The sequence below is a fragment of the Pedobacter sp. AC464 genome, from assembly GCF_979253075.1.
In genome coordinates this window covers 1,761,130-1,777,408 of record NZ_CEEDBV010000001.1, presented here as the reverse complement: position 1 = coordinate 1,777,408, position 16,279 = coordinate 1,761,130, and the positions used below count along the sequence as shown (strand labels likewise).

16 protein-coding genes are annotated in these 16,279 nt (G+C 40.8%); 11 read left to right on the top strand and 5 right to left on the bottom strand.

Annotated features, from left to right (window positions below; translation table 11 throughout):
- Positions 1 to 58 precede the first annotated feature (58 nt).
- The 4 genes from AC0IWT_RS07545 to AC0IWT_RS07530 all read left to right on the top strand — a co-directional run bounded on the left by AC0IWT_RS07545 (position 59) and on the right by AC0IWT_RS07530 (position 4,960).
- Positions 59 to 1,558, top strand: a complete 1,500-nt coding sequence (locus AC0IWT_RS07545; protein ID WP_471796678.1) for a GH3 auxin-responsive promoter family protein — start codon at positions 59 to 61, stop codon at positions 1,556 to 1,558.
- Between the two features lie 285 nt (positions 1,559 to 1,843).
- Positions 1,844 to 3,004: a 1-deoxy-D-xylulose-5-phosphate reductoisomerase gene (locus AC0IWT_RS07540; RefSeq protein ID WP_471797209.1), complete on the top strand. Its 1,161-nt coding sequence runs from the start codon at positions 1,844 to 1,846 to the stop codon at positions 3,002 to 3,004.
- Positions 3,005 to 3,032: 28 nt separating this feature from the next.
- On the top strand, positions 3,033 to 4,349 hold the full coding sequence (gene rseP / locus AC0IWT_RS07535; RefSeq protein WP_056871166.1) for an RIP metalloprotease RseP: 1,317 nt from the start codon (positions 3,033 to 3,035) through the stop codon (positions 4,347 to 4,349).
- A gap of 71 nt (positions 4,350 to 4,420) precedes the next feature.
- Positions 4,421 to 4,960 (top strand): iron-sulfur cluster co-chaperone HscB C-terminal domain-containing protein, encoded by a 540-nt coding sequence (locus AC0IWT_RS07530; RefSeq protein WP_471796677.1) that lies wholly within the window; start codon positions 4,421 to 4,423, stop codon positions 4,958 to 4,960.
- Positions 4,961 to 5,235: 275 nt separating this feature from the next.
- On the opposite strand, the gene AC0IWT_RS07525 is transcribed toward AC0IWT_RS07530, so the two are convergent.
- Positions 5,236 to 5,424 carry a DUF3606 domain-containing protein gene (locus AC0IWT_RS07525; protein ID WP_056871164.1) on the bottom strand — a complete coding sequence of 63 codons (189 nt, stop codon included), beginning with the start codon at positions 5,422 to 5,424 and terminating at the stop codon, positions 5,236 to 5,238.
- 191 nt (positions 5,425 to 5,615) lie between these two features.
- Between AC0IWT_RS07525 and AC0IWT_RS07520 the strand changes: the two genes are divergently transcribed.
- The 6 genes from AC0IWT_RS07520 to AC0IWT_RS07495 all read left to right on the top strand — a co-directional run bounded on the left by AC0IWT_RS07520 (position 5,616) and on the right by AC0IWT_RS07495 (position 9,776).
- Positions 5,616 to 6,329, top strand: coding sequence for a DUF3891 family protein (locus tag AC0IWT_RS07520; protein ID WP_471796676.1), 714 nt, complete (start codon positions 5,616 to 5,618; stop codon positions 6,327 to 6,329).
- A 275-nt stretch (positions 6,330 to 6,604) separates the two neighbouring features.
- Entirely contained in the window at positions 6,605 to 6,859 is a 255-nt protein-coding gene (locus tag AC0IWT_RS07515; protein ID WP_471796675.1) for a hypothetical protein, read from the top strand.
- Between the two features lie 20 nt (positions 6,860 to 6,879).
- Positions 6,880 to 7,707, top strand: a complete 828-nt coding sequence (locus AC0IWT_RS07510) for an MBL fold metallo-hydrolase (protein ID WP_471796674.1) — start codon at positions 6,880 to 6,882, stop codon at positions 7,705 to 7,707.
- Positions 7,708 to 7,751: 44 nt separating this feature from the next.
- Positions 7,752 to 8,714, top strand: a complete 963-nt coding sequence (locus AC0IWT_RS07505) for a TIGR03885 family FMN-dependent LLM class oxidoreductase (RefSeq protein WP_471796673.1) — start codon at positions 7,752 to 7,754, stop codon at positions 8,712 to 8,714.
- Between the two features lie 167 nt (positions 8,715 to 8,881).
- Positions 8,882 to 9,091, top strand: coding sequence for a hypothetical protein (locus tag AC0IWT_RS07500; RefSeq protein WP_471796672.1), 210 nt, complete (start codon positions 8,882 to 8,884; stop codon positions 9,089 to 9,091).
- Positions 9,092 to 9,140: 49 nt separating this feature from the next.
- On the top strand, positions 9,141 to 9,776 hold the full coding sequence (locus AC0IWT_RS07495; RefSeq protein WP_471796671.1) for an MgtC/SapB family protein: 636 nt from the start codon (positions 9,141 to 9,143) through the stop codon (positions 9,774 to 9,776).
- A 79-nt stretch (positions 9,777 to 9,855) separates the two neighbouring features.
- Here the strand turns inward: AC0IWT_RS07495 and AC0IWT_RS07490 are convergent, their stop codons facing one another.
- The 3 genes from AC0IWT_RS07490 to AC0IWT_RS07480 form a co-directional block, all read right to left on the bottom strand.
- A complete protein-coding gene (locus AC0IWT_RS07490; RefSeq protein WP_471796670.1) occupies positions 9,856 to 10,776 on the bottom strand; it encodes a peptidase associated/transthyretin-like domain-containing protein in 921 nt (306 codons plus the stop codon).
- Positions 10,777 to 10,898: 122 nt separating this feature from the next.
- A complete protein-coding gene (locus AC0IWT_RS07485) occupies positions 10,899 to 11,168 on the bottom strand; it encodes a DUF3072 domain-containing protein (protein ID WP_471796669.1) in 270 nt (89 codons plus the stop codon).
- A 204-nt stretch (positions 11,169 to 11,372) separates the two neighbouring features.
- Positions 11,373 to 13,349: a PAS domain-containing sensor histidine kinase gene (locus AC0IWT_RS07480; RefSeq protein WP_471796668.1), complete on the bottom strand. Its 1,977-nt coding sequence runs from the start codon at positions 13,347 to 13,349 to the stop codon at positions 11,373 to 11,375.
- 256 nt (positions 13,350 to 13,605) lie between these two features.
- Between AC0IWT_RS07480 and AC0IWT_RS07475 the strand changes: the two genes are divergently transcribed.
- A complete protein-coding gene (locus tag AC0IWT_RS07475) occupies positions 13,606 to 14,664 on the top strand; it encodes a hypothetical protein (protein WP_471796667.1) in 1,059 nt (352 codons plus the stop codon).
- Between the two features lie 59 nt (positions 14,665 to 14,723).
- On the opposite strand, the gene AC0IWT_RS07470 is transcribed toward AC0IWT_RS07475, so the two are convergent.
- Complete coding sequence (locus AC0IWT_RS07470; protein ID WP_471796666.1) at positions 14,724 to 16,256, bottom strand: ATP-binding protein; 1,533 nt, start codon at positions 16,254 to 16,256, stop codon at positions 14,724 to 14,726.
- Positions 16,257 to 16,279: the final 23 nt, after the last annotated feature.

Genomic DNA, 16,279 nt, shown 5'->3' with positions numbered 1-16,279 from the left:
ATTTGCCAGCTAAATACCAATATCAGAAAGGAGAAGCCCCTTTAAGGGTTTAAGGTGTATGGGAATTAAATCAGCGCTGAGCAAACCGTTTGCAGCATTTGTGGTTTGGCAAATCAACAAGTGGAAAACAAATGCCGTGGACGCCCAGCAAAAAATTCTTTTAAAGCTTGTTAATGATGCAAAGCAAACTGCTTTTGGAAGAGATCATCATTTCTCGGCGATAAAAAGCTATTCGGATTTTAAAAATTATGTACCAATTCAGGATTACGAGGGTTTAAAACCCTATATAGACCGCACCGTTGCCGGGGAAGCCGATGTGCTTTGGAAAGGTAAACCGTTATATTTTGCAAAAACGTCAGGTACAACATCGGGAGTAAAATATATCCCTTTGTCTAAAGAATCTATGCCTGAGCATATAAAAGCTGCCAGAAATGCGATTTTAACGTACATCAACGAAACTGGGAAAACTGCTTTCGTTAACGGGAAAATGATCTTTTTGCAGGGGAGTCCGGTACTGAACCAAAAAAATGGCATTAATGTAGGTCGTTTATCAGGTATTGTTGCTCACCATGTGCCAAGGTACCTTCAAAAAAATCGACTTCCTTCGTACGAAACCAATATTATTGAAGACTGGGAGCAGAAAGTAGATGCTATTGTTGGGGAAACAATTAAGGAAGATATGACCCTGATTTCTGGCATTCCGCCTTGGGTACAAATGTATTTTGATAAACTAACCGACCAGAGCGGGGGCAAAAAAATTGGAGAAATTTTTAAAAACTTTAGCCTGTTTATATACGGTGGCGTTAATTTCGAGCCTTACCGGGCTAAAATTGAACAAAGTATTGGTAAGCGAATTGATTCGATAGAAACATACCCCGCCTCCGAAGGTTTTATTGCTTATCAGGATTCGCAAAAAGACAATGGCTTACTGCTGCTTGCCGATGCTGGTATATTTTACGAATTTATTCCTGCAGATGAGTATCATGACGAAAATCCGGCCAGATTATCATTAGGAGAAATTGAACTTGACAAAAACTACGCACTAATACTTAATACGAATGCTGGTTTGTGGGGTTACAGCATTGGTGATACGGTTAAATTTGTGTCCAAAAATCCATATCGAATTGTGGTTACAGGTAGGATTAAACATTTTATTTCTGCATTTGGCGAACATGTTATTGGCGAAGAGGTAGAACATGCACTGCTTTCGGTTGCAAATGCTGAAGGTGTAAAAATTACCGAATTTACAGTTGCGCCTCAGGTTAACCCGAAGCCGGGTGAACTGCCTTACCATGAATGGTTTGTAGAATTTTCTGCCCCGCCTTTAGATTTACCTGCATTTAGCAGAAAGGTAGATGAAGCGCTGCAAAAGAAAAATATTTACTATTTTGACCTCATTGAAGGAAACATCCTTCGACCGTTAATAATACGTACGTTGCAAAAGGATGCCTTTGTTAATTATATGAAAAGTGAAGGGAAACTGGGCGGGCAAAATAAAGTTCCAAGATTAAGCAATGACAGGAAACTTGCTGATGGGTTGGAGAAGTTTATTGTTTAAGTGTTTGACCTCAATAAACAGTGTTTATCTAGAGGTTCAGAACTGAGTTTCATAAAGATGGAAAGCAAATGACTTCTTCGAAACTGAAAGTTTTGCCTAAAGAAATTCACAACTAATAAAATATACAAACGAAAAGTTAAAAATTTCATTGATTTTTAACCTTCAAAAACACGTAGACTCAACATTTCTTAGCAAAAGAAAAAAAACATTTGCATAGTGAAAATAAGAAACCTTCAAATACGAGAGGAAGAACAACAATTGAGCAATACATCAACAACACATTCCATTAGAAACATAACCATACTAGGCTCCACAGGGAGCATAGGCACCCAGGCACTCGAGGTTATTCGTGACCATCCGGCAATTTTTAAAGTTTCGGTATTATCTGCGTTAAAAAATTCGGAATTACTTATCCAGCAGGCGAAAGCGTTTAAACCTGAAACCGTAGTAATTTGTGACGAAAGCCAATATTTGTATGTGAAAGATGCTTTAGCACCTTTTAACATTCAGGTTTTGGCTGGCGAGGCTGCATTATCCGAAGTAGCAGCTTACCCTCAAAGCGATGTTGTGCTAACGGCGCTAATGGGTTCTGTTGGGTTAAAGCCAACAATAGAGGCAATAAGAGCGGGCAAAAATATAGCGCTTGCAAATAAAGAAACTTTGGTTGTAGCAGGCAAATACATTACCGAACTGGCAATACAGCATCAAGTAAAAATCCTTCCGGTTGATTCAGAACATTCTGCAATTTTTCAGTGCCTGGTTGGTGAGGAAAATAATGAAATTGAAAAGATTTACCTTACTGCATCGGGCGGACCTTTTTTAGGCAAAAACGGGGATTTCTTAGCTACGGTTAAGAAAGAACAGGCTTTAAAGCATCCCAATTGGGTAATGGGCGCAAAAATCACCATAGATTCTGCCTCGCTTATGAACAAAGGTTTGGAAGTTATCGAAGCGAAATGGCTGTTCAACCTAGAAGTAGACCAGATTGACGTTATTGTCCATCCGCAATCAATCATTCATTCTATAGTTCAGTTTAGAGATGGTTCGATGAAAGCGCAAATGGGTGTTCCGGATATGAAATTGCCAATTCAGTATGCGTTAAATTATCCCGACAGGCTAAAAAATGATTTTAAGCGTTTTAATTTTCTGGATTACCCAAACTTTAGCTTCCAGCAGGCAGACCGGGAAACGTTTAGAAATCTGGACCTTGCATTCACATCAATAGAAAAAGGTGGAAACATGCCATGTATTCTAAACGCGGCGAACGAAGTTGTTGTAGAGGCATTTTTAAAAGATAAGATTGGGTTCCTTCAAATGAGTGATGTTATTGAACGCTGTATGTCAGATATCAATTTCATAGAAACACCACAATTGGCCGATTATTTAGAAACTGACAAACATAGCCGTATCTTAGCGGCCGAATTAGTAACAAAAAGTATATTTTAACATCTAACATAAAATATTGTAAGAGCATATGAATGGATTGATTATGGCGGGGCAGCTGCTGCTTGGATTGTCTTTATTAGTTATTTTACACGAACTAGGGCATTTTCTTGCGGCCAGGGCATTTGGAATTAAAGTAGAAAAGTTTTATCTGTTTTTTGATGCATGGGGTTTCAAACTGTTCAGTTTCAAAAAAGGGGATGTTGAATACGGAGTTGGATGGTTGCCTTTGGGCGGTTATGTTAAAATTGCCGGGATGATAGATGAGAGCATGGATACTGAGCAACTCGCACAACCTGCACAACCTTGGGAGTTTCGCTCGAAACCAGCCTGGCAGCGCTTAATTGTGATGCTTGGTGGTATCATCGTTAACGTTATTGTTGGTATTGTTATTTTTTGGGTGCTTACTTTTAAATATGGTGAAACCTTCACCCCAAACAGTGCGGTTGTACATGGTATTCAGGTTGGAAAAGTAGCAGCTGATATCGGACTGAGAAATGGTGATAAGATTTTGGCCATTAACGGTAATAAGGTTATCCGGTTTGAAGAACTGAAAAGCTCAAAAGTGCTTATGGGTAACACAACATTAACGGTTATCCGTGGTGATAAAACCATTGAGATTAAAGTTCCTGATGATTTCCTGAATAAGGTAGCTGATGGTAAAAGCCTTTTTGTTGAGCCTAGATACACTGCAACAGCAGACAGTTTAATGGCTGGTTACGGTGCAATTAAAGCCGGGGTTAAGCCTGGTGATAAAATCAAAGCCGTAGACGGAGTACCTGTAACTTATCAGGATGAAGCGAAGCCTTTAGTAATGAAGAAAAAGGGTAAAATGGTTGCTTTATCGATCGACAGAAATGGCAAGCCTTTGCAAATAAACGTACAGGTTGATACCGCAGGTGCGATTGGTTATTTCCCGGATTTCGATGAAATAAAACGTAAAACAATTAATTACGGCTTCTTTGCGGCACTTCCTGTTGGCGCTAATATGGCATGGAGCACTTTTGCCGACAATGCAAAAGGCATAGGTAAAATGATTACCGGTAAAGTTAGTGCCCGTAACATCAGCAGCCCGATTGGTATTGCAAAAGTTTATGGTAGCACCTTTGACTGGCTTAAATTCTGGACTTTAACAGGCTTAATTTCAATGGCACTTGCCTTTATGAATTTATTGCCTATTCCGGGTTTAGATGGAGGCCATGTAGTTTTTCTGCTTATTGAAATGGTGCAACGTAAACCTGTTAGCGAAAAAGTGCTAGAGAAAGCGCAAATTGCAGGTTTTGTAATCTTAATAAGTTTGATGGTGTTTGCCTTTGGTAATGACATCTTAAAAATATTTGGCAAGTAAAACTAATTTTATAGCATTGCCGCAGTTATTAGTTTAAATTCTAATGGCTGCGGCTTTTTAATTTATACGCAATGTCGGAGCAAAAAAACATTCCAAACTATTTTGAATTTTATGAACTGCCGGTACGGTTTCATGCAGATTTAAATGGTGTAAAATCTAAATTTTATGCCTTCAGCAAAAAGTTTCATCCTGATTTTTTCGCAAATGAGAGTGAAGAGAAGCAACAGGAAGTTTTACATTTATCAACCTTAAATAATAAAGCTTATCAAGTTTTAAGTAGCCCTCAAAAGCGATTGAAATATGTTTTGGAACTTAAAGGCATTGTTGAAACAGATGAAGGCTATCAGTTGCCTCAATCTTTTTTGATGGACATGATGGATGTTAATGAAGCTCTGATGGATTTACAGTTCGAGCCCGACGCAGAAAAACTACATCAGGTAAATGCCGACGTTAATGCAATTGAACAGCAACTCAATGATGAACTGGATGCGCTTACGAAACAGTTTGATGAAAATCCTGAAGCTGCTGAGGCATTATTATCGTCTATAAAAGATATTTTCTACCGGCAGAAGTACATTTCAAGAATTAGAGAGAAGCTACCCAAGGAGTAGCCTTAGCACCCAAGGCAGAAAAACACTTGATTTGAGCGCATAATTGAATGTGCATTTTTGGTGCTTGAAAGATGGTTCAAACAATCGGCGTTTTTTAAAAAGATTCCTGATAACTACACAAGAAATTAAATTTCGATATGCAGGTAAAACGGGGGGAAATTGTGTAGAGTTTACAAAAAACGATTGCTGAGGTATATTACCGGGCGGGGAAATAGATTGTTTTTAAATGCTAGAAGGTTGTATATTAAGCGATTGGCTTAATACACAACCTTTTTTTATGAGGCTTTTATTTTTTTAATATGCGCAGCAATTGCCGCCCGTGAACTGCTTCCGGATTCAGTTGCGTACTTTTTATATTCTACTGAAGATACGCCTGCTTCCTGAGCAGCATAAGCAACCTCGTTTGGGTCGTTCAAATCTACTTTAGCATCATCACGACCATCTTGTTTTGATTTATCATCCATGCTTTATTAACACGCTTTTTTACTATTGGTTTGGTTTTTCCCAGGGATGCTTGTTTGAAAACTCTTTTTTTAGCCAAGGTTCCAGTCCCTTGGAAGCAAAAATTCTATGGATACAGGCTTTAAAACTATTTGTTTATCCCTCCGAACTTATCTTTCAGTACAATGTTGTAATCAAACATTTAGTTACAACTATGATTACAGCATATACAGAAATTGGCTGGCAAATTATTACCCAGCGTTCCCATGGTTTGCTTGCGGGCCAAATTTGTGCCAGATGGAAGCTTTCAAATCAGCCAGACAGGTGGATTGAAACCCTGATTGCCACCGCAGAACATGATGATGTTTTCAATGAATTTGAACGCAATCCGCTTATCGATGAAAATGGAGCGCCAATTAATTTTAAAGAAACTAGTTTCGATTTGGATGCTTCCACACGCTTGCTGGATATGGCCCTTACGAAAAGCCGTTTTATTGCGCTGTTAATTAACCGGCATATCAGGTTCACGCATGGCGATGATCCCCTGGCAAAAGAATTTATTTCAAATTTAAAAAAAACGGAAAAACTCTGGCTATCAGATGCCGGGGTAGAAAAAAAAGAACTCGACATGGCCTACGAACTTCTCGAGTTTTGCGATGCTTTTTCGCTTCTCATTTGTCAGTCACAAATTCCACCCGAAGGGAGAAGGATAGAAATAAGTTGCGGGCCGGACGGTACGCCCTATAGCTTATTTCAAAGTAAAGAATCCATTATAGTCGAACCCTGGCCATTCGCGGTAGGCAAGTTTGAGATTGGCTTTGAAAGAAGAAAAATAGAACAGTTGCAGTTCAAAAATGATGAAGAGTTCCGGACGCTCCTCAAAAATTCCGACATTGAAAACGTCCGTTTCACCCTTGCCGAAAAGTAAATTTAGATGTCCTCTACATCGGTATCCCGCGGTTTTATCATTTGATGGATGTAAATTTACAGGTAGACAAATTATCGATATCCTCGTTGGAAACTGACAAAACATTTGTCGTTTCAACCCTTTCGTGGTGTTGCTTTTGCTATAAATACTGCCTTTCGAAGTGAAATACCTGTTGTGAAAAAAGCTTGAACATTTCTCAAAAACTTCTTGTATTAAGAATGGGCGCTCGAATTATAATCAATTTAATTATACAGAACCTCATTAAAATTAAGTTTATGGAATCGCAAAGTAAATCGCACAGCGAAGGCAAAGTTGCTACCGCAATTGAAGAACAAACATCGAAACTACCATCGGATACTTTTTTATGGGCTGCTCTAGCCTCTATGGGTGTTTCTTTAACGCTAAAATGTTTGGGGCATCGGCATAATGCACTTTTTGTTGGCCAATGGGCGGCGCCATTTCTGCTTCTTGGAGTATATAACAAAATTGTGAAAACACAGGGTCACGATCAGGAAAATCCTCAACCTTAAATAATAGGCTTGCCAATATCATGAAACAAAGCAGCGACAATCACATGATCCCAATGACTTCATTTTCAAGCGGAAACGGAAAAGGCATTGCGGAAGATGTTTATTATTACACCAATCAAATCGTAAATGTAATTATGCTGGGCAAGCCAGACGGAGATTGGTTTTTGATTGATTGTGGCATGCCCAAATGTGGCGAAGAAATTATTGAGGCGGCAGAAAATAGGTTTGGGAAGGGAAAGCCGCCGAAGGCAATTTTTTTAACCCATGGGCATTTCGACCATGTTGGTGGTATCGTTAAGATTTTGGAGCAAGGGCCGGTACCTGTTTACGCCCACGAATTGGAACTGCCCTTTCTAACAGGCAAGCAAGCCTATCCGGAACCGGATAGCACAGTTGAGGGTGGTATCCTGGCGAAGCTTTCGGCGCTTTACCCAAACGAGCCAATTGACATAACCGGGCATATAACTGCATACCCGCCAGATGGGAGCTTACCCGAACTTTCGGATTGGCGTTGGATACATACTCCGGGGCATGCTCCCGGGCAAGTAGCCTTTTTTCGTGAAAAAGACAGAATTTTAATTGCTGGAGATGCTTTTGTAACCGTGAGACAGGATTCTTTTTATAAAGTGCTCGTACAAAAACGGGAAGTCCACGGACCGCCAAGATACCTTACAACTGATTGGCAGGCCGCATGGGAAACTGTAAAGAAACTTCGGGATCTTCGCCCGGCTGTTGTAATAGCAGGTCATGGGCAATCCATGAAAGGGGCGTCGCTTAGGCTGGGATTAAAAAAACTTGCAGACGATTTTGATACCATTGCTATTCCTGAGCATGGACGTTTTGTCTAACATTAATTATCAAGCTAAAATTTATATAATATAGAAAACCAGGCATGATTGCATATCACGCATCTCATGAGCAATTCAAACCTAGTGAATTGTTAGATTACGTTATTCTTGCTGAAAAAGCTGGCTTCGAAGCTATATCTTCATCAGATCACTTTCATCCATGGAGCGAGCGGCAGGGCCAGAGTGGGTTTGCATTTGCGTGGCTTGGGGCAGCAATGCTTGCAACTTCCGTTCCGTACAGTATGGTTTGTGCGCCGGGTCAGCGCTACCACCCCGCCATTGTGGCTCAGGCCATCGCTACATTAAATGAAATGTTTGGCGGTCGTTTAGTGGTTGCCTTGGGTAGCGGGGAAGCGCTCAACGAAAGCATAACGGGTGAAAAATGGCCCGAAAAGTCAGTCAGAAATGCAAGGTTATTAGAATGCTACGAAATAATAAGCGAATTATTAAGGGGTGTTACTGTTTCGCGGACGGGGATTATATCAATAGAAAATGCCAGGCTTTATACACTGCCCGAAAAAATTCCGAACCTATTTTGTGCCGCTGTCGGTTCGGAGACGGCGAAATGGGCGGCATCATGGGCAGACGGACTGGTGACTACCCACAAGCCCAAAAGAGAACTTAAGGAACTTGTTCAAGCCTTTAAATCTAACGGTGGCGAAAAAAAACCAATATACCTTAAAGTACAGCTATCGTACGCCAGAAACAAAGAAGAAGCAATCTTGGGCGCCTACCACCAGTGGCGTGGAAATATTTTTCAGGGAAGCGTTTTGGGCGAACTCCCTACTGTTGCCCACTTTGATGCTGCGGCAGAATTGGTTAGCCAGTCGCAAATGGATGAACATGTGCTAATATCTGATGACCTTAACCAACACCGCAAATGGATAGAGGATTACCTGGGCATGGGTTTCGATAGGATTATACTTCACAATGTAAACAGAAATCAGCGAGATTTTATTGAAGATTTTGGCAATGGTGTGTTGCCAATGTTAAAAGGAAATAAATAAGGTTTGCTCGGTTTGATGGTATTTTACAACCTCCATTGAGTTGCAAGAGAATAAAAAGTCATTGCGTAAAAGCCGCAATAAATGCCGTAGAAGTTCATAAACCTTTTCTTTTTGCAATGCGTTTTAAAATAAACTAACGTGATTAAATAAGTTAAGTTGATTTTATTATGAGTATTTTAAGAGAAAAGAAATCGACTATTGAAGGTAATAGCAGTTTGCCTCGGGAAACGGAACTTCCCGAAGGGGCAGACTATCGGGGAATTGCAGGAAAAGGAAGCCTGGTTGCAGACAAACCAGATCTTAAGCAAGATGCTGTTGATGAAAGACACGAGCATCCAGATTTTCCTGATGAAACACCATTGACACGCGGCATTTAGTCGACATTAGCTCGGCTGACCAATTAGTATTTTTTTAACATAATTAACGATGGATTTTGCTGTAGAATGGAAAGACCTCTTCGCGATGCTCGTATCTATTATATGCGGTGGCGCAATTGGTTTCGAAAGGGAATATAGAAGTAAATCGGCCGGTTTTCGAACCATCATATTAATTTGCCTTGGCTCAACGATATTCACCATCATATCCGGGCATGGCGCTGATACCGATGATAGGATTTCTGCCAATATTATTACAGGAATTGGCTTCATAGGTGCGGGCGTAATTTTTCAGGATAAAATTTCAGTTCGTGGGTTAACAACCGCCGCAGTTATATGGACTGCAGCTGCAATCGGCATGACTGCTGGAATAGGTTTACATGCGCTTGCCGTTTCGCTTACCGTAATTACGCTTTTTGTGCTGCTAATGGTTAGCAGAGTCGAAACCCTCATTTCAAAAATTAGGAAGCAAAAGTTAATAACCATTACCCTAAAAAGCAGTGAACTGGCATTGCTGGAGGAATTAGAAGATAAAATGAGCAGTGCGGAAGTTTCTTTTCAAAGGATGGAAATGACGAAAGAACATGGTAAGCTATCACTTGTCTACATTATTACAGGGAGAAAACATGCAACCGAGCGGATGAACTTAATGCTGTTGGATATGGATGAAGTTTTGAGTTTCGTTTAATTGTAGCTTTATACGGAAGTTAAGGCTTATGGTTAGCCGTCATGTTCTTCAGGAACCGAAAACCTACTACGTTGATTAATTATGGTTCCGGGTTTGAGGATGCATCTTTAACAGACAATTGTTGCAGGACTTGTTTTTCTTTAGAAAAATGGAAACGGTTTGCAAAAGCCTTTTTTATGCCGATTAGCACAACGCCGTTGGTCGCTTTTTTTCCATAGGTGGCAATCGCTTTTGAAGCTTCCATAACATCTATCTTTTCAACCCAATCTGGCGATAACGATGCAAATGTCGATGCATTAAGTTCGCAGTTTTTGTTTCCAGAGTAAACAATATAGATTGGTTTCTTAGGTGAGCTTCCGGCCACAACTCCTCCGAGCCAAATTGTTTTTGGCCTAGCAATCTTAACTGTCATTTTATCTTGTAAAAAATGGCTGGCCACAAGTACTCCGTTCAATTCAAAACCATAAGCGACCTTTGAATTCACATTGATTGCATTCAGCTCAAACCTTCCTGCTAAATCTGTTACCGCCAGTACATTCTGAAAGCCAACCTGCCGTAATTTAACACCAGCAATTGGTTTGCTGGTTGCACTATCTATCACTGTCCCGCTGAATAAATTGTTGGGGGAAACCAACACTATTGTCGAATCGTTAGGCGATAAAGGTTCTGTTGACTTGTTAGCATCATGAACAACCGGTTTTAGAGTTTGCGCATGGCTTGGTCCAATTGCTGTTCCAAGTAGAGCAAAAGTGAACAACCATTGCAAACCCGGGTTTTTAACGGGCCTGGCTAACGGCCGGTTAAGCTGACTCGCTATTAACCTTACACAAACATTCTTTTGCTTGTCTTTAAAAAAAGCAAGCAATTCAGAGTCTGATTTATCGCTAAGGTCATACACAGTTTTTTCACAGCGGTCGCAAAACCTTGCGGCGTTTGTCTCGGTCATCTCATTCCAATGGGCCAGGCACGGGGTGGTTAGTGTCAATTGAATTTCTTTCATGCTGTTTTTCAGTAATGATGCATGGAAATCGTTAATTCCATACTGCGAAATCAATTACAATCAAGTCATTCAGTGCCGGGCGATGCTCAGCTTAATTAAAGCATCAGACCGTAGCGATGCAATTATTTATTGTTCTCCAAGCCTCTACCCGTTTTGTGCTGCAACTCATCAATCCTTTTCGAAGCTTCCGATTTTGTTAGATTTTCATCATACTGCTCTCCAGCTTCATCAGAAAGGGTTTTTAAATAAGAACCTTGAGCACCCGTCATCGGTTCATCACCTGTAGTCCAATCATCAGGATTTTTAATGGTATTATCTCCTTTAATGCCGTTGTCGCTTGATGGTGTACCGTTTTGGTTCGTTGGCTCGTTATTTTCGTTGTTGTTAATCATGATTTTGTTATTTATAGTTTCAACAATAGAAATTTGCCAATGTTTGGTTTATTCCGCCAAAGAGTTGGTAAATTCTTTAGTTGCTGTCGCGATGTGATTCCATGATGATATAGCGATTTTAACCAAGACTTTGTGGTGACCTACAAGAATTTCCAAAATATAGGTGCTTAGCAACAGTATAATTACATAGGCTTTTGCTTTTTTCTACATCCTTGGTAATTCAACGATAAAAGTAGATCCAACTCCGATTTCGCTGTCAACGTTTATTGAACCCTGGTGTAAATCTATAATTTCTTTACAGAGGTAAAGGCCAATGCCGAAGCCTGCAATGGAACCCATCTTCGGGTTTTTTATCCGGTAATATCGCTCAAAGATTTGGTCCCGATCTTCCTGATCAATGCCCATCCCTTCATCCTTTACCGAAATTCTAACTTTCTCAGGCTCAAGCTCCGCAAAAGCGACAGTAATGGTCGTGTTCATTTTGGAGTATTTTACGGCATTACCGATTAGGTTGTGTACAACTTGTGAAAGCTTTTCCCGGTCGGCGCTAAGTTCCACCTCTTCACCTTGTTCGAAAATGATTTTATGGGTGTGGACAGTTGAAAGTACTTCCTCTTCCAAATCTGCAAATAACTTCTGAAGATTGAAGACGGATTTCGAGAGGACCATCCGTCCGGAATCAAGCCTTGAAATATTTAAAAATCCATTAATCATAGCGGTCATATTTTGCACCTGTCTAATCGATTTTTCAACAATACTGTGTTGTACTTTGTCGCCAGAAAGGATCACATTTCTCTGCGTTAGTTGCAGGTAGGCATTTAAAGAGGTTAGGGGAGTCTTTAGTTCATGGCTCACCATGCCCATAAAATCATCCTTTCTTTGCTCATCCTTCTTTTGTTCGGTAATGTCTCTTAAAGTGCCGTTCAAGCTTGCGGGCTCACCATTTTGCTTATAAAAAACCTTTCCCATCGCTTGTACAAGTCTCCCTTTAGGGTCTTGAGGATGAAAAATTCGATATTCGATAAAGTAGTTTCCGTCAGAATTTTTGCTCAAAGATTGGGCAATCGCGTCTGCAACACGCTGCCTATCTTCTTCGAAAATAGATGCGAGGGCGATGCTAAGATCGAGATTGTCATTTTCTGATAAACCAAACCAGGTTTTTAAAAGGGTATTTCCGGAGAAAAGATTTGTTGCGGGCTCGTAATAGAAAGTTGCAAGCTCTCCGGCAAGAATAGCCATAGACAGCATGTGCTGATCTTTTTCGTTCGACCGTCGCTCCAGAACCTGGCTTGTAATCTCTTCAAGTATCACCAATACGCCCGTTACCTCGCCTGAATTTGAAAAAACAGGTTGATATATGGAGTTAACGATCGCGTCTCTTGTACCATTCTCTGCCAGAAGTTTAACTGAAAACTCATTATTAATTCTTCTTTTACCAGTTTGAAAAACCTCTGTCAGCCAATTGTTTACAGGCTGGCCTTCAAGTTCCGGGCGGGCAGTTTCATGTGGCAAGCCTTCAACCTCGCCTAGCGTACGTCCCCAGATTTTTAAGATAGCAGGATTGGCAATTTCAATAATATGATCAGGTCCTTCTAACACGGCGATGCCAACAGGCGCTTGCTCTATAATTGTTCTAACATGTTCCCGGCTCTCTGCCAGCAATTTCAATGAACTATTTAATTCATCATTGGTAGAACTGAGTTCTTCCATGGTGGCTGCCATTTCTTCTAGCAGGGCCTGCTCTTTTTCCTCTTTTTGTTGAATTCTTTGCAGATATTCCCGCCTCGAAGAAACTTTTCGTGCCGTATTAAGAATGCACCAGGTGTGGCCGTTGTTATCCAGCAGCGCCTTATATTGATAGTCATAATAGTCAATAACAGCGATACCATTTTTAATAACTTCAACCCTTGCGTCTTCAACCGTATAACTTTCGCCTGATTCCCATACTTGCTGAAGCAGGCTCAGAAAAGGTTGTCCGTCTAACTCCGGGAGCGCTTCCATCAAAGGTTTTCCAATAGATGAGCCATCCTTCCCCCAAACTTCCAGCATGCCTTCGTTTGCAAAACGGATAATCATATTTTTATTCGTGTAAATGGCTGTGGGCTCGGGAGAGTGTGTAAGTGCCTGAATGATGTGTTCGGTGCTGAAATTCTCCAGGGATGTGTTTTCGTCAATATTCATTACGAGTTCAGAGATAGAAATTTGGTATTCGGCTTAGCGCAAAGATAAATTTTTAGCGTTAATTGAACGAATTCCCATCATAATCATTACTTCCAACGCCCATCATTATTCTTTGGGAGAAACGGTGGACGCAAAACGAAAAACGATTCTACTAAAATCTTTCCAGTTACTTAAATAAGTCGTTCGTTTAGAAATAATGCTCCATCTCAAACTAATTTCAACAATAGCTGTTCAACTATGAATTACCCTAAAAAATATGAAGAAGCTACTTGGCATTTTGCTGTTTTTAACTATTGTTACCGCGTTTTCAGCTTGTAAGAAAACAAGACCAGATGACTCCAATCCGCCTTCAACGTCGCCTTTTGATGTTTATGCCGCAGGCCGTGAGGGCAACGTGGCGAAATATTGGAAGAATGGTACTGCTGTTTCGCTTGGAAGCGGAACAGGTTCATCTGATGCAAATGCGATGGTCTTAGTTGGTAATGATATCCATATCGTGGGTTATGAGGTTAACGCTTCCGGAAAATATGTAGCAAAATATTGGAAAAATGGTAAGGCAACATCATTTACCGATGGTACGCAAGATGCCTTTGCGAATGATGTTTTTGTGCAGGGAAGCGATGTGTACGTCGCCGGGCAGGAAATAGCGGCCGGGAAATCAACCTATCAGGCAAAGTATTGGAAAAACGGCGTTCCGGTAATTTTGACCCCTGATAACCAGAACGCTGTTGCGGCCAGTATTGCGGTTATTGGCAACGATGTTTACGTAGTAGGCGAGTACAGAAATCTTGATTGGCCATCAACAATTACCTGCTACTGGAAAAACGGACAATTGTTTAACCTGTCCGACCGCACCCGGGCAGCCGCCGACCAGGCATTAACAGTATCGGGAAGTGATTTATACCTTGTATGGTCTGAAAGTTATAACACCTCCGGTCAATCGCAAACCCGCTACAGTAAAAATCTTGGAAATCCTATACTTATTAATGAAAGCGCAGCAGATGTCAGGGGCAACTCTATCACGATTAGTGGCTCAGATGTATATATTGGGGGTTCGGGTACCACTGCTGGTACCAATGCAATAGTTGCAAAATATTGGAAAAATGGTTCGCCTGTCAATTTATCCAACGGGCCTGAAAGTGCGTTTAGCCATTCAATTGCTGTTTTAGGTGATGACATTTACGTTGCGGGATATCGCGACGGCAACAAAGGAAGTGATGCTGTAGCTCAATACTGGAAAAATGGCAACGCCGTAGCAATTACCAATGGTTCCCAGGCTGCACTCATCCGTAAAATTATTGTAGTAAAAAAGTAATTGAATATAGCCTTTGCAACGAGTCGATGAGAAATTATCTACTCAAAACGAATCCCTGGTTACAAACTGCTGTTTACAAGCCAGGTCATGGCTTCTTCTGCGTTTTCAAAAAAGGAAATTTCTGCCTGTTTATCTTCATTTTCGACACTCTTTTGCGCCGAAAGCTGGCTGAATGCACTTTCAGATAATACCCACGAAAAAAACTTCAGTCCGGCGAGCTCCATTAATGGCAGCCAAACTTTTGCTGCCCAATCCGAAGCTTCTGACCAGGTACCGGGAACCAGGCGATTATCATTAAAAACTTTGCTGCAACGATTATTTCTTAAGTATTCAATCATAAGCAAGCCACCATGTTTAACAGAGTGCATGTCCTGATAGCCAGTCCAGTTTACATGCATAATATCACTATCAACCGGGCATGAAATTGTGATGTAGCGGTCCTGATAATAATTGTCAGTTTTAATGTCTGCCTCGAAACGAATTCCTTCATTTATTGGTAGTTTAAAAGAAAAGACTGAACCATTGCCAAGGCTGCTTTCAATCCAGAAACTACCACCATGCCTTTTAATAATGTCAGCAGAAATGTACAAGCCAAGTCCAAGTCCATCAAAGCGGGTTGCCGAATTATCGGCACGGTAATAACGTTCAAATAGCCGCTTCAAATGGCTTTCCTCAATCCCGATTCCATAATCCGTTACCGAAACCACCAGGCTTTCTTCAACTACCGTGCAAGTGATTTCTACCTTATCCGATGAAGGGGAATATTTCACGGCATTAGAAATGAAGTTGTTAATCACCTGCTCAAGCCTGTACTGATCGCCATTGATAACCGTATTGCAATCATTCTGCAGCAGTAGCTTGTGACTGGGAAAAATTTGTGCCATCTCTGCGATAGCATTTTTTAGCATATCAGAAAAATTGAACGGTTCAAGGTTCAAAACCATTTTTCCGGCGTTTATTTTGCTTACATCTAGGAGGTCGCCAATTAGTTTTTCTAAACGCAAAAGCTGTCCGGCGGAGCGCTCAAGGTAATCTTTTATTTTGCCTTCATCAGCAATTCTGAGCAAGAGCTGATGAAAGCCTTTTATGGTAGTGAGTGGCGTTTTAAGTTCATGGCTGGCTATAGAAATAAACTCATCTTTTCGAGCCTCATTTGTTTTTTGATTGTGGATATTCGTATTCGTGCCTACCCAAATATTCGATTTTCCGCTTTGTGACACTATTTTTGCAGTGGCGAGATGCCAATAATAATTACCGTCTGCAAAAAGCAACCGGAATTCGTTGCTGTATTCCTGTCCGCTATCCACTGAGGCGTTCCAAAGGCTTGTACTGTAGTTCATGTCTTCAGGATGAACAAAGGCTTTCCATCCATAATCTAGAATGGTTTCACTTTTATGGCCAAAATCCTGACAAATTACCTCATTTACATAGTCTAACTTACCAGCGCTGTTCGCTGTCCAAACCTGTTGAGAAATTGCGTTAAGCAACAAAGTTGCCGATGGTTGTGCCGCTTCTGGATGTGATATTTCTTTAGATTGCTCGGTGTCTTTCTTGTTATGCTCATCAAAAGAACGGTCGTGGTCAGGCCTCATGCATCAAATTTACAAAAATCGAC

Coding starts and splice junctions, on each gene's coding strand:
- AC0IWT_RS07545 (WP_471796678.1), top strand. CDS start 59: ATGGGAATTAAATCAGCGCTGAGCAAACCGTTTGCAGCATTTGTGGTT.
- rseP (WP_056871166.1), top strand. CDS start 3,033: ATGAATGGATTGATTATGGCGGGGCAGCTGCTGCTTGGATTGTCTTTA.
- AC0IWT_RS07530 (WP_471796677.1), top strand. CDS start 4,421: ATGTCGGAGCAAAAAAACATTCCAAACTATTTTGAATTTTATGAACTG.
- AC0IWT_RS07525 (WP_056871164.1), bottom strand. CDS start 5,424: ATGGATGATAAATCAAAACAAGATGGTCGTGATGATGCTAAAGTAGAT.
- AC0IWT_RS07520 (WP_471796676.1), top strand. CDS start 5,616: ATGATTACAGCATATACAGAAATTGGCTGGCAAATTATTACCCAGCGT.
- AC0IWT_RS07515 (WP_471796675.1), top strand. CDS start 6,605: ATGGAATCGCAAAGTAAATCGCACAGCGAAGGCAAAGTTGCTACCGCA.
- AC0IWT_RS07510 (WP_471796674.1), top strand. CDS start 6,880: ATGAAACAAAGCAGCGACAATCACATGATCCCAATGACTTCATTTTCA.
- AC0IWT_RS07505 (WP_471796673.1), top strand. CDS start 7,752: ATGATTGCATATCACGCATCTCATGAGCAATTCAAACCTAGTGAATTG.
- AC0IWT_RS07500 (WP_471796672.1), top strand. CDS start 8,882: ATGAGTATTTTAAGAGAAAAGAAATCGACTATTGAAGGTAATAGCAGT.
- AC0IWT_RS07495 (WP_471796671.1), top strand. CDS start 9,141: ATGGATTTTGCTGTAGAATGGAAAGACCTCTTCGCGATGCTCGTATCT.
- AC0IWT_RS07490 (WP_471796670.1), bottom strand. CDS start 10,776: ATGAAAGAAATTCAATTGACACTAACCACCCCGTGCCTGGCCCATTGG.
- AC0IWT_RS07485 (WP_471796669.1), bottom strand. CDS start 11,168: ATGATTAACAACAACGAAAATAACGAGCCAACGAACCAAAACGGTACA.
- AC0IWT_RS07480 (WP_471796668.1), bottom strand. CDS start 13,349: ATGAATATTGACGAAAACACATCCCTGGAGAATTTCAGCACCGAACAC.
- AC0IWT_RS07475 (WP_471796667.1), top strand. CDS start 13,606: ATGAAGAAGCTACTTGGCATTTTGCTGTTTTTAACTATTGTTACCGCG.
- AC0IWT_RS07470 (WP_471796666.1), bottom strand. CDS start 16,256: ATGAGGCCTGACCACGACCGTTCTTTTGATGAGCATAACAAGAAAGAC.